The sequence below is a fragment of the Aeromonas aquatilis genome (assembly GCF_054052405.1).
In genome coordinates this window covers 1-13133 of the sequence record NZ_JBSTYP010000039.1, presented here as the reverse complement: position 1 = coordinate 13133, position 13133 = coordinate 1, and the positions used below count along the sequence as shown (strand labels likewise).

General features: G+C 60.0%; 10 protein-coding genes. 2 read left to right on the top strand and 8 right to left on the bottom strand.

Annotated elements, in window-relative coordinates; genetic code table 11:
* Window positions 1–2: 2 nt before the first annotated feature.
* Genes bcsB through bcsG form a run of 5 tightly spaced genes read right to left on the bottom strand, consistent with a single transcriptional unit; the run spans window position 3 to window position 7329 of the window.
* On the bottom strand, window positions 3–2228 hold the full coding sequence (gene bcsB / locus ACW5W8_RS15635; RefSeq protein ID WP_498628598.1) for a cellulose biosynthesis cyclic di-GMP-binding regulatory protein BcsB: 2226 nt from the start codon (window positions 2226–2228) through the stop codon (window positions 3–5).
* Window positions 2225–4789 carry a UDP-forming cellulose synthase catalytic subunit gene (bcsA, locus tag ACW5W8_RS15630; RefSeq protein WP_498628597.1) on the bottom strand — a complete coding sequence of 855 codons (2565 nt, stop codon included), beginning with the start codon at window positions 4787–4789 and terminating at the stop codon, window positions 2225–2227. The genes bcsB and bcsA overlap by 4 nt, the downstream gene beginning before the upstream one ends.
* Window positions 4783–5451 carry a cellulose synthase operon protein YhjQ/BcsQ gene (locus ACW5W8_RS15625; RefSeq protein ID WP_498628595.1) on the bottom strand — a complete coding sequence of 223 codons (669 nt, stop codon included), beginning with the start codon at window positions 5449–5451 and terminating at the stop codon, window positions 4783–4785. Before ACW5W8_RS15625 ends, bcsA begins: the two co-directional genes overlap by 7 nt.
* The gene (bcsR, locus tag ACW5W8_RS15620) at window positions 5448–5654 is read right to left on the bottom strand and encodes a cellulose biosynthesis protein BcsR (RefSeq protein ID WP_139394945.1); all 207 of its coding nucleotides are present in this window, start codon (window positions 5652–5654) and stop codon (window positions 5448–5450) included. The genes ACW5W8_RS15625 and bcsR overlap by 4 nt, the downstream gene beginning before the upstream one ends.
* A gap of 13 nt (window positions 5655–5667) precedes the next feature.
* Window positions 5668–7329, bottom strand: a complete 1662-nt coding sequence (bcsG, locus tag ACW5W8_RS15615; RefSeq protein ID WP_498628592.1) for a cellulose biosynthesis protein BcsG — start codon at window positions 7327–7329, stop codon at window positions 5668–5670.
* Between the two features lie 407 nt (window positions 7330–7736).
* Here bcsG and ACW5W8_RS15610 point away from each other — a divergent pair, with 407 nt between their 5' ends.
* Window positions 7737–8933: an amino acid aminotransferase gene (locus ACW5W8_RS15610; RefSeq protein ID WP_498628590.1), complete on the top strand. Its 1197-nt coding sequence runs from the start codon at window positions 7737–7739 to the stop codon at window positions 8931–8933.
* 60 nt (window positions 8934–8993) lie between these two features.
* Window positions 8994–9926, top strand: coding sequence for a LysR family transcriptional regulator (locus ACW5W8_RS15605; protein ID WP_498628588.1), 933 nt, complete (start codon window positions 8994–8996; stop codon window positions 9924–9926).
* Window positions 9927–9989: 63 nt separating this feature from the next.
* Here ACW5W8_RS15605 and ACW5W8_RS15600 read toward each other — a convergent pair whose 3' ends face one another.
* From ACW5W8_RS15600 to ACW5W8_RS15590, 3 genes are all read right to left on the bottom strand, one after another.
* On the bottom strand, window positions 9990–10313 hold the full coding sequence (locus ACW5W8_RS15600; protein WP_498628586.1) for a DUF1820 family protein: 324 nt from the start codon (window positions 10311–10313) through the stop codon (window positions 9990–9992).
* A 138-nt stretch (window positions 10314–10451) separates the two neighbouring features.
* Complete coding sequence (locus ACW5W8_RS15595) at window positions 10452–11339, bottom strand: YjjW family glycine radical enzyme activase (protein WP_498628584.1); 888 nt, start codon at window positions 11337–11339, stop codon at window positions 10452–10454.
* 10 nt (window positions 11340–11349) lie between these two features.
* Complete coding sequence (locus ACW5W8_RS15590) at window positions 11350–12876, bottom strand: YjjI family glycine radical enzyme (protein ID WP_498628582.1); 1527 nt, start codon at window positions 12874–12876, stop codon at window positions 11350–11352.
* Window positions 12877–13133 lie beyond the last annotated feature (257 nt).

The window sequence follows — 13133 nt, the reverse complement described above, 5'->3', positions numbered from 1 at the left end:
TCTTACTCTTCCTTCAAACGATGGCGACTGATCCCGGCCAACAGCAACCTGAGACCCCATCCCAGCAACAGCATGCTGAGCAGGGTGATCCCGGCCAATCGCACCGGATGATTGGCCAACATATGCCACAAGCGCTCCCACCAAGGGAGATAACCCACCTCGTAGCGATCGCCGACATCCAGCGCGGTGACCCCGGCCTCGCGGATAATCGCCACCGAGCCCTCAACCTGAGCCCGCAGCGAAGGAGCTTGCATCGTCTCGTTCAGCAATCGGATACCGGCGTTACCATCTGCCAGCAGGGCCACCACACTGCGCTGGGGGTGAGCAGGAGATTGCAGACCAAGTACCACGGCTATCGCATCATTCCCGCTGATCCCGACCCTTGCCTCTGGCTGGCGGTCGCTGGCCGACGAGTGCTCGACCGACCTGAACTCGCGCCTCGGCTGATTTATCCAGCTCTGCAGCGAGGCGAGCTGCGCATCCGGTTCGGCATCATGGCGAAATTCAGCGGGCAGATCGCCGATCAGCAGGGTATCAAGGTCAGCATCCCGCACCTTCTGCCACTCATTGGTCAGGGTCACCGCCAGGGCCGGATAACCGGTTTCCGCACCGATCGCGCCCAGGGTATCGAGCAGGGTAGTTATCTGCTCTGAAGATGGTTTAAGCGGCATAACTATCTGAGTTTCAGAGAGATCAGCCAGCTTGCTGAACGGGAAACCAGAGCCGGAGAAGGCCTTCAGATTCGGCATCTCGATCAGATGGCGATAGCCGGTAAAGTCGAAGGTCGAATTCTCATCAATCCGAACCTGATGGGGCGGTGGCAACAGCAGATCGCAGCGCCCATTCTCGTGCCCGCCCATGAACTGCTGACCATATTGGAACGCGAAACTGAGACGATTGGGTTGCCCGCTCTTGAGCCCGGGCATCCGCAACGCTCTGGACTCATCGTCGCCAGTCAACCAGAGGGGCAGCGTCAGCAACTGCTTGCCCTTGATCTCGTCTGGCTGCAGGGGATACGACTTCATCAACTGATCGTTCACCTTCACATCCAGCCGGGAGCCGTCATGCAAAACCGGCGATGTGTAGTGATAATCCAGCTGCAGCTTGATCCCGTTCGCCCCCGGCTGATAGAGGTCTGGTGGCAATTTGACGGTGAGATCTAGCGGCCAGATTGCTCGCCCGCTGGCTTGCAACTGACCCGGATAGTCGAGCAACTCAGCAAAACGCACCGGCCGATCCAGCCTGACCCAGTTGGGTGCGTCATAGGGCGCTCTTGGCGCCAGAGGCTTGAGCTCTTCAACCCGTACACTCTGACCACGCAACAAGACATTCCCCTGCGCGATCCCCTTGCTGGCAAGCAGCAGGTCATCCTCATTTCGCCCCGATATCACCAGCAACTTCACATAGGAGTTGTCAGGCGCACTCACCATGTCGATGGTGGGCCCCGTCACCTTGGGGTAATCGACCAGAAAGTCGGGGCGACTCTCGTTGGTGATAAAAACGATGGCATTGCGTGTCGGGATCTCATTGATCAGCACAGGAAAATGCTGGCCGCGCCATTGCGCCTTGGCCCCGAACCAGGACGCCAGCACCGCTGCCGCCTGTTGCTGCTCCAGCGAAACCACCCCGGCAAATACCATGGGCAGCACCAGTTGCGCATCATAGCGCGTGTCGAGAAACGGCATCGGGAAGAAGGAGAGCTCATTGCGCACCGGCAGGGTCTGCAACTGCAGATTGAGGCGGGTATCCCGATTGATATTGAGCCACAGGGTATCGCTGGCCGGGTTTTCACAGACCTTCTGATAGTGGCCGATGAAGTTCAGTTTGAGCCGGTTGAAATCTTTGCTGTAACGGGGATCAAGCACCATAGAGGCGTAGCTCCGCTGCCCCATCTGCTTGTCAACAAAGGGCTGCACGCCCATCAGCTCGTCATTGAGATAGACCTTGAGCTGCGAAACCAGCGGCAGCAGGGAAGGCGAAGGAGTGAAATCCAGATCCAGCGTGGCCTGGGTCACCACCTCGTCACGCCGTACGGTGAAATCGGCGAGCCCATCTGGCAAGTTGCCGCGCAGGGAGAAAGTGCCTGGCTGTGCAGCCATCTGCTCCAGCGTCATGGAACGAGTACGAACCGGGGCATCTACCGCAGGCAGCGGCCCCGTCATCTCCGTCGCCGATACCGCGGGGGCCGCCAGGAGCAATGCAAGCAGGTAAGGTTTTGGTTTCATCATGCTTTTACTGTCTGTGCTGTCGAGGCTCGGGAGCGAAAATCCGCAGAGACGCGACGTGGAACAAAAGAGAGCAGCCAGAACACCAGCCTCTCACTGAGGATACAGAGCGAAGCCAGCGGCGTGGAGCGCAGCAGACGCCAGTAAGCCCCCCAGCCAAGCTGAACTATCTGGAAAAAACTGTGCAGCAGACGATCTCTGCCCAGCCGTTTTTGCCACAAAGACCAGGTATCGGCGCGAGCAAAGGTGCACTGGATAAACGCAATATGTTGCGCCTTGTCCATTGGCTCCAGCTCCAATCCGAGGCGATTACCAAAGATCCGTTGAACCCGGGCCGGGAATGCAGCCTCTCGGTGTCCGTAACGCAGCAGCCAGACCCGCTCCTTGCCAACCAGAGGCAGAGGCGCATCGAGGCGAATGCCCACACCACCGTTCGAGTAGTCGCTGAGGGTGCAGGGGTAGATGTGTCCGTCGGCCAGCTTGATCGCAGCAGGCATCACCATCTCCACCCGGGGATTGCTGCGCACCTGGCGGGATTCGAAGGCAACGGCCAATGCGCCCCCCAGAATGGTCATGTTATAGAGGGCCCACAACATGCTGAGGATCAGGGTCGGGATCTCGTCGGACGGCCCGACCAGAATGCGCCAGATGCCGAATCCCAGACCGCAGATATTGAGCAAAACCAGGATCAGATAGGGGCGCGATACCTCCAGATCGAGATAGACCTCCTCCGTCAATCCGCCCTTGGCCGTCACATTGAACTTGCCTTTATGCGGGGCAAAGAGGGCCACAGTGGTAGGCCGCGCGATATACCAGGCCAGCACTGTCTCGTAGACCTCCCCCCAGAAGGAGTGACGCACCTTGCCCTGAAGCCGGGAGTTGGTCAGGGCGCTGTGGAACAGATGGGGCAACATGTAGAGGGCGATCGCCGCTGCGGGGGCGTAGATGACATAGGCATGAAGGATCAGAAAGGCCAGCGGAGCGGTCAGAAAGATCAACCGCGGAACCCCAGCCAGGAAATGGAGCATGGCGTTGAAGTAGCAGAGTCGTTGCCCCAGGTTGATCCCTTTGCCAAACAGCGGGTTGTCCAGCCGCAGGATCTGCACCATGCCGCGGGCCCAGCGAATGCGCTGGCCGATATGAGCCGACAGGCTCTCGGTCGCCAACCCTGCCGCCTGGGGGATCCGCATATAGGCAGAGGTGTACCCCCGGCGATGCAACCGCAACGAGGTATGGGCATCCTCGGTCACCGTCTCGACCGCCAGCCCGCCAATCTCATCCAGTGCCGAGCGCTTGATGACGGCACAGGAGCCGCAGAAAAAAGTGGCATCCCACATGTCGTTGCCATCTTGCACCAACCCGTAGAAGAGGGCCCCCTCGTTGGGCATCTTGCGAAAACGGCGCAAATTGCGCTCGAAGGGATCGGCCGAGAAGAAGTGGTGGGGAGTCTGCACCAGACCCAGTGCGGGATCCTTGAAAAACCACCCCACCGTCATCTGCAGGAAGGAGCGGGTCGGCAGGTGATCGCAGTCGAAGATCGCCACCAGCTCCCCACTCGCCAACTTGAGGGCATGGTTGATATTGCCCGCCTTGGCATGCTCGTGAGTAGGACGCGCCACATAGCGGATCCCGACCTCCTCGGCGAACAGTCTGAACTCCTCGCGCCCGCCATCGTCGAGCAGCCAGATGGTCAGTCTGTCTTTTGGCCAGTCCAGCGCCAGCGAGGCATAGACAGTCCCTTTGACAATGGCCAGATCCTCGTTGTAAGTGGGGATCATCAGATCCACCGAAGGCCAGCTGGCAATATCGGCCGGCATAGGTACGGGTGGGCGATTGAGTGGCCATGCGGTCTGCCAGTACCCCAGGATCAGGGCAACCCAGGCGTAGGTCTCCGCAGCCAGCAGTAACAGGCCACAGAAGAGGCTTATGGGATCAAGCCAGTCGAGGGTGGAGGTATAGCGCCACCAGATATAACGGCATGAGACGGTCAGGGAGAGCACCATCATCATCAGCATGGGATAACGCCCCGGTACGGCGCGCAGCACGAATGCCATCACGGCCAGCATGAGGACAAAGACCAGCTGGGCATAAAGATCAAAAGGCTGGGTAATACAGAGCAGGCTCAACAGCCCCGCCACGGTACAGAGCAACACGCTCTTCCATCTGGCAACAGCCACGGCATTGCGTGACCGCTGCAACTGGCTGCGCTCGAAGTGTGCCAGGCGCCCCTCCAGCCACAAGGTACCTTTCTGCCACAGCCGCAGGCACCATGCCGGCCAGCGGAACGGTCTGGGTTCTGGCCTGCAGATAAGTAGCCAGAGTGACTGCAGTAGCCAGCGAAGCGGGTCCCCGGGGCAGGTATGCGTCACATGTGGATAAAGGGTATCGCTCCGGGCAAGCAAGCGTTGCCAGGCTGGTTGCTCAAGTGGAAACAGTGCCCACGCCAGCAACCGCAACAGCGTCACTGACACCGCGGCCCAGCGGGATGAGCCAGCACCCCGCAACTCCCGGTAACTGCCACGCAACCAGCACATGGCGGCAGGTGTCAGCAAGGCAACTAGCATGAAGCGTCTCTATCGTGACTGAGGCACCAGCGCGCCAACGCATCCAGCTCATGGGCAATCAGGCTGTCGGGCGCATGGTCACCAACCGGCAATTTGGCTGCCATTGCCTCCGCCATCGATTCATCCCGATGCAGGCGAATGGTGAGCAGAGGGATCCCCCCCTCCATCCAGAGATCGAGCAGATCCTGCTGCAGTGCACGCCGACTGGTAAATTGAGTGACCACAACCTGCTCATGGGGAAGAAATGAATGGCGATAGAGCCGCGTATGGGCGTTAGCGTCGGCATTGACCACGGTGAGCAATCGGGTTGATGCCACCGGCGTCACGCCAGCCGGCAGGTCCAGCAGCACCAGATCATACCCCTCAACCGCAGATAACCACTCAGTAGATAACTGCCCCGTAACACCGCCCTGAGCCAACAGATCCAGACCGGGTTGCCAGCAATGGATGGCGGAGCGCCAGGTGTTTGCCGGATCAGCCAGCAAGCCCCAACCGCACGCCTCATCGTGAGGTCTCCCGAAATGGAGCGGCAATTGATTGTCAGCACAGAGATCGACAGCAAGCACCCTGGCGCCCTGCCGCCTGGCAGCCAGCGCCAACCCCGCAACGATTGAGGTCGTTCCCACGCCCCCTCTTATCCCTTGCAGCGCAACGGTAATCACTCTTCATTCCTCTTTTTCAAATCCAGCTCGGCGAGCAGAGGAAAGCGCGACCGGATCTCTGTCAGATGCTCTTCCAGAGCGATATCGTGATAAAGAAAACTGACACCAAACGCCTTCTGGACAAGCTCGATATCAGTGACCCCATCCCCTTCTACGGGGACATCAAAAGGTGCCGATTTACTGACCAGCTCATCAGTCGTCATGCTGCTCTCCGGATCATTGTGGATAGGGAACCCAGTCGCCCTGCCCCAGTTTGATGTGGTAATCATCCTGATAATGCACCACCACGGTTCCCTGATTCTCCGACACCATGGGGGTCTTCGGCAGGTTGTTGATCAACCCATTCCAGTCGATGGTCGGCGTGCCGAACAGGTCGCTCGCCAGCGTTTTGGCCACCAGCTCGGAGATGGCAAGGTAGCTGCTTTCCTCCTGGATATGGCGCGTCGGCTCATGGGGAGCCTGGGTGCCGATAAAGGCCACGCCAACGGGAATGCGGGTAATCGCAGGGCTGGGTATATCTCGCAGCCCCGACATCTGCATACGGTCACCGGTCAGGGCGGCACCATGTTCAGGCACGACGACCACCATCACCTTGCGACCGGAGCGCTCCAGCTCCGAGAGGAAGTGATCCAGTTGATCCAGCAGGGTGCGCAGCCTTGCTTTATAGGGGGCTGGCTGCCGGTTTTTGGCGTAACGATTGCCATCATGCAGGGAGATGAGGTTAAAGAAGGTGGCATTACGAACAGCCTGACTCTCGCCTCGCGCCTTCAACCAGCGGGCAAACAGGGCATCATCCCGATAGATAGGCTCACCATCAAAAGAGGCCAGTTCATGAGGCAATCCCTCCCTGCTCATCGGTTCAATATCGAGATCAACCAGCGCCTTCAGCTCCTTGAGGTAATTGCCAAACACCCCGGAGTGATCCATTGCCACCTGTTTCTCGAAGCCCAATTGAGACAACTGTTCCATTAACAAGCACTGTTTGGGAGCGGCCAGATAGAGATCCTGATGGCTGGGCTGACCACAGCTGGCGCGCAGCAGACGAATGGAGGCAGGGCCACTGTAAGAAGTGGCTGAGTTGAAGCTGTCGAACATCAAATCGAAATGACGCCATACCGGATGTTGCTGCAGGCCACTCGCCTCCACATCACTCCACGCCAAAGAGCAGATGTTGATGATAAGCACGTCAAAAGGTGTCGCCCTGGCCGGCAACTGCTGCGGAAATCTGGTTTCACGCCCACGCTCTGCAAGGTAGAAATTATTGAGATAAGCATCGAGGTTGGCCGTAGTGGGAGGAGCGCTTTGCTCAAGCTGCTGGCCAGCTTCAACCAGACCGGGTTTATCATCCGCGGGCTCTTTCACAGGCTGTACCGTGCTGCTTGCGGTCATCACCTTCCCCTCTGGCATAACATTCACCAGCAGGGGTGATAACCATAGCCAGAGCAGAGAGGCCATTACCCAGGGCGTAAACCGTAGCCACTGCACCAGAAACAGATAGGCCGTCAGCATGACAAAACCGATACCAACCATTTCCCAATTGATGAATCGCCCGAAAAGCTCCAGCAAGTAGTCGGCACTAAAAGAAAAAACATATCCCCCTTGGCTGGCGATACTCTCGAATCCCGGCAACCAGGTATCGTGATAGAAGAGCCCAATACCGGCAGGCAAGGCAATCCACGCCCTCGCTCGTCGCAGCCCCGGTGAGGAGAGCGGGAACAGAAGAAAGGCAGCAAATACCAGATTGGCTAGGGGATGAAAATTGAGATATCCCCCCCACAGCAGCGCCAGTTTGCCCAGGAAATAGAGGTTCCAGCCCCCCAAACCAAACCAGTTCAAGGGAGGGGGAGAAAGAGAGTCTGAAGATGTATATTGCGTCATTAAAGTCGGTCTGCCTGTCGTCACCAAACCGGATAATTGCAACCAGGGCACAGTTCCAGATTGATAATGGGATCACCAGACACGGCTCAATAGCCGGTGCCAAGTGGTATGTCGCTGGTCTGCTTAATGGACTAATTAAGATGCTTGTTTGGACACAGCCGAGATTTCATTCGCAAGTGATTTTACTATCATTTAACCTCTACAGGCGTGTAAAAATCCGTTTGAAGCTATTTTTTTGTTTCAAAATGTGACACGAGCTGCCTGCTCCCTACATCTTTACCGACGTGCAAAGCGAGTCGCCAAGATGGCCGAGGGGCTAACTGCTTGAGACCAAACGGCGATTACGCCATGATGTCCAGCCCGGCTGACCGCCGGTTTTACTGGACAGTCAATTTCAAGGACCCCCCATGTTTGAACACGTCGATGCCTATGCTGGCGACCCCATCCTGACCCTGGTCGAGACCTTCCACAAAGACACCCGCGAGCAGAAGGTGAACCTGGGGATCGGCCTCTATTACGACGAGCAGGGGCGCATTCCGCTGCTGCCGTCGGTGCAGCAGGCCGAAGCCCAGCGCGCAGCCGCCCCGGCCCCACGCCCCTACCAGCCGATGGAAGGCGCCGCCAACTACCGCACCGCGGTGCAGCACCTGCTGTTTGGTGCCGACCATGAAGCGGTCAAGGCGGGTCGTATCGCCACCATTCAGACCATCGGTGGCTCGGGCGCACTCAAGATCGGCGCCGATCTGCTCAAGCGCTACTTCCCGACCTCCGAGGTGTGGGTCAGCAACCCGACCTGGGATAACCACAAGGCGATGTTCGAAGGGGCCGGCATCCAGGTGCATGACTATCCCTACTACGATGCAACCACTGGCGGCGAGCAGTTCGATGCGATGATCGACTGCCTGAGCAGCCTGCCGGCCAAGAGCATCGTGCTGCTGCACCCCTGCTGCCACAACCCGACCGGGGTGGATCTCTCCCGCGCCCAGTGGGATCGGGTGATCGCGCTGGTGGTCGAGAAGAACCTGATCCCCTTTATGGATATCGCCTATCAGGGCTTCGGTGACGGACTGGAAGAGGACGCCTACGCCATCCGCGCCATGGTGGCCGCCGGTGTCAGCTTCTTCGTCAGCAACTCGTTTTCCAAGAACCTCTCCTTCTACGGCGAGCGCTGCGGCGGCCTGTCGGTCATCTGCAAGGATGCCGAAGAGGCGAGCCGGGTACTGGGCCAGATGAAGGCCACCGTGCGTCGCAACTACTCCAGCCCTCCCACCCATGGCGGCCAGATCACCGCGGCAGTGATGAGCCAGCCGGAGCTGCACGTCATGTGGGTCGAGGAAGTGACCGAGATGCGCACCCGCATCAAGGCCATGCGCCAGAAGCTGTTCGAGGTGTTGAGCGCCAAGGTGCCGGGCCGCGATTTCAGCTACTTCATCAACCAGCGCGGCATGTTCAGCTACACCGGCTTCACCCCGGAGCAGGTGGACCGCCTGCGCGAGGAGTTCGCCGTCTACCTGGTGCGCTCCGGCCGCATGTGCGTGGCGGGCCTCAACAGTCGCAACGTTGACTATGTGGCTGACGCCATGGCGGCCGTGCTCAAGAGCTAATCCGCATCAGCCCCGCTTTCGCGGGGCTTTTTGTCTGTTTCATTCGCTTGTGGAGTCTTTATGGATCTGATCGCACTCTCTCGGCTGGGAGGTCGCCATCTGGTCACCCTGCACCTGCTGCTCGACAACCAGAGCGTCACCCGCACCGCCGAGCGGCTCTGCACCACCCCCTCCACCGTCAGCAAGACCCTCAACCAGCTGCGGGATCTGCTGGGGGATCAACTGCTCTACCGTCAGGGCAACCAGCTGCTGCTCACTCCCATGGCCGAGCGACTGGCCCCGACCCTGCACCGGCTGCTGGGGGAGCTGAACGGCCTCACCCGCCAGAACGCCTTCAATCCGCAGCAGTGGCAGGGCCGCTTGCGGCTGGGATTGCGCGAGAGCGTGATGACCTGGCCGGTGGGCCCCATTCTGGGTCAGCTGATGAAGGAGGTGCCGGGCATGGTGCCGGAGATCTGGAACAAGGATGAGCAGGGGCTGGAGGCGCTGGCAGCGGGCAAACTCGACTTCGTGATCCTGCCCCATGACCAGAGCCAGCCATTGCCGCGCCAGCCCGGGCTGGTGTGGGAGACCCTGCGGGAAGAGAAACTGGTCTGCCTGCTGCGCAAAGACCACCCGGCGCTGGCCAAACCCTGGGATCTCGATGCTTACCTGAGCTGTCGCCATATCGCCATCCGGGATCAGGAGCTGGCCAACCCCTTCTTCGAGCAGAGCCTGGCCCAACAGCAGGTGCGTCGCCAGATTGGCGCCACCCTGCCCGATTTTGCCAGCGCCGCGGCCCTGCTGCCCCAGACCGACCTGATCCTCACCGCCATCGGTGGCTGGGCGGCCTGCATGGCCAGTCAGCCGGATCTGGTGATGCGTCCGGCACCGTTCGATTACGGCAAGGTGAGTCACAGCCTGGTCTGGTATGGCCCGGCCGGTGATGGCTCGGCCCGCCACTGGTTCCGCCAGCGGATCCTGCAACTGGGTCGCGAATTGATTGAGCCCTGAGCCGGATGACAACGAGAAGAAATTGATGTTTCACCGCGGCGAAACATCAACGGCAATGAGGGATCAAGGGCGTTTGGTATAGATGGGACTGGGGAAGGAGGCAACGTTGTTGCCCAGTTCGGTGATGCGGGCCGCCCCCTGCTTTTTCACCTGATCGATGCGCAGCACCTGATGCATGGGGATCAGGGTGTGGCGCACATCGGCAAATTCACTCTTTAGCTTCTCGTGGCCGGGATCGACGATAAGCGCCGTGTGGTTGTCCCAGACAAAGTCGGCAATTTCGATAAAACCGAACAGCGGGCCCTGATTGACTTCGCGCACATACACTTCGTAGCGCTCGCTATGGCAAATAAACTGAACCCGATATAACGCCTTGCTTTCACTCATGATTATCTGTCATTGAGGGGGAAGAAAATGGCCATTATTCTAGCCACCGTTCTCGCCCCCTCCAATAGACAGAAATCACAGTTGCGGCCTTTTCATGCCACTCCTCACGCCATGACGGTCACAGGATGACGCAGCCACTCAACGCATCAGAGCGGGCAGTGAGATCGGCCCCAATCCCGCTGCGCGCAAGCGGCTGGCCAGCAGTTCCAGCTCGTCACGGGTTGCCTCGGGCCAGCGGGTCGCTTCTCCCCGCACCCCGTGGTGGCGAAAGCCGTTGAGGCGAATGGGCACAGGCCCAAGCTGCTGCAAGAAGGCGGCAAGATCCGCGTCAAGCTCACCCTTCGCATCCAGAAAATCACTCTTGCCCGGCACATGGAGCAGCCGCAGTTCGGTCAGCTTGCCGTGGCGTGCCAGCAGCACCAGCGACCCTAGCACACGTTCGCGGCCATAGCTGGTCAGGGTGTGATGCACCGAGTCGCGCCACCCCTTGAGATCGAGCATGGCGCCATCGAGCACCGGCAGCAGCCGCTGCCAGCCGGTCTCGGCGAGCGAACCGTTGCTGTCGAGCAGGCAAGTGAGATGGGCCAGATCCGGCGCAGCCTTGATGGCGGTAAAGAGCGCAACCACGAAGGGGAGCTGGGTGGTCGCCTCGCCGCCGGAGACGGTAATCCCGCTGAGCAGCGGGCCGTAACGGCGCAGCAGGGCCAGCACGTCGGCCACCGACATGGTGGCGGTTTTGGGATTGGCGCTGCGCGGGCAGGCCTCCAGACAGGCGTCACAGTCGGTGCAGAGCGCCTCCTGCCAATGAACCTTGCCCTCGCTCATGGTGAGGGCGCCACTCGGGCAGACCGCGAGGCAGTCGCCGCAATCGTCGCACAGACCTATGGTGTGGGGGTTATGGCAGCCAGGGCAGCGGAAGTTGCAGCCCTGCAGAAACAGCACCAGCCGGTTGCCCGGCCCGTCGACACAGGAGAACGGCAGCACCCTGCTTACCAGGGCGCTGCGTGTTGGCAAAACATCAGCCATCGGTGCGAACTCAATACTCGCAGATGGTCGATTCGTGAGCGACCACTCGCAGTGCCCGCTGACGAATGGCGGTCACTTCACTCGCCTCGGCACCGAGACAGGTTGTCTGCAAGCGCGACCCTTCCTCTGCGAAGCGGGCCAGATCACTCTTGCGGATCATGTAGCCAGTCACCCGCATCAGATCGCTGTCGGCCACGTTGGCGGTGAACTCGCGCATGCCGATGGCGAGCGCCCCCTTGCAGAGCTGCAGCAGCGCCTGCGGGTTCTGGCGGATGGTGGGATCCAGCGTCAGGATCTCGCTGATCCCCGAGTGGTAATAAGTGTGATGCGGCGCCAACGCCAGCACATGGCTGGCCGGATCCGGCTCATGACCGTAAGGAATGCGTACCCCCGGGGTAACGGCTACATCGATACTCAGGCCACCCTGCGAGTGCAGCAGCGCATGGCCACCCCAGGCGTGGGTTTGCGGGGTTGTGGTCACATAGGCGGAGAGCTGGGCCGAGATGCGATAGCCAAGCTGGTTCGCCTCCTCGCCGTGGCCGTAGCGATCCGGCAGATTCTCTTTATCCATCAGGATATTGACCGCTTCCGCCATACCGTAGATGCCGAACATGGGGACGAAGCGATCCTCATCCAGCAGCCCCTCTTTCACCAGGAAGCTGTCGAAGAAACCGGACTCATCATGGAGGAAAGCGGCACGCGCTTCGATCAGCTGGGAGGCCAGACGGCAGTAGTGGGGCAACAGGCAGCCAAGGAAATCATCGATCCCCTGACACTGCTCAGCGACCCGCTTGAGGGAGATGCGCACCAGGGTATTGGCGCCACCGGCCTGCGGCAGAGCGTTGTAGCAACTGACGATGCCAAAACCACGCTGGTCGAAGGTATCTCGGTGGATCGGGTAGTTGGCGATGTGCGGCTTGCTGCACTCGGCGATGCTCTTCACCGCCTGCAGCAGCAGGCTGTCCGGGGTCTGCTCCGGATCGTGGAAGAAGGTGAGGTTCGGCGCCACCTGCTTGAGCTCGTTGTCGATGCGCAGGATCAGGCGGCAGATACGGTTGTCATCCGGTCCGATGTTGACGTGCATGAAGGCGTCCGGCAGCACCCGATCCAGATAGACCCAGAACCCCTTCAGCTTGCGATAGAGGGTCTCGTCATCCAGTTCGCCGACAAACGGCAACAGCAGATGGTCGAGCCGCCCCAGCCAGACCGGCATGCCGGTGACGGAGGGGACGTGGTGATAGAGAATGCGCAACGCGTTGAGCGCCTCGTCGAAATCCTGCGGCGCCGCCAGCTCTAGCCAGGCAGAGCCCTGACTCAGGAATTTTTCATAATCCGGCAGTACATAGCGCGGCTTGTAGGGAGCGTGCCCTTCGAACATGTCGCAGATAAATCCCTGCTCCATCGCCTCGGCGACTGCGCCTGGCAGATCGGGGTAAGGCAAGGCATTCTCGGCGGCCAGCGCCAGCGCATGGCTCTTCTGGGCGGCAGAGAGATGGGGATCGCGCACGATGCGCTGACAGGTTTCGGTCAAAGACATGGGACACTCCTTCACAGACAGAGCCTATATCCTCACCTTTTGCAGGCTTTTTTTGAAGTGACATTCACAACAATGCGAATATCTCAAAAAGACATCCGCGAGAGGGGATCACAGCCCAAACAGAGCGGGGGGGGGGGGGGGGGGGGCCGCCCCCCCCCCCCCCCCCCCGGCAAGCGGTGGAGCAGGCGCTGACCGTGCTGGCACAGAGTGACAAGCTGATGCAACTGCGCAGCGACTGGCTCGGCAAGGGAGAGGCG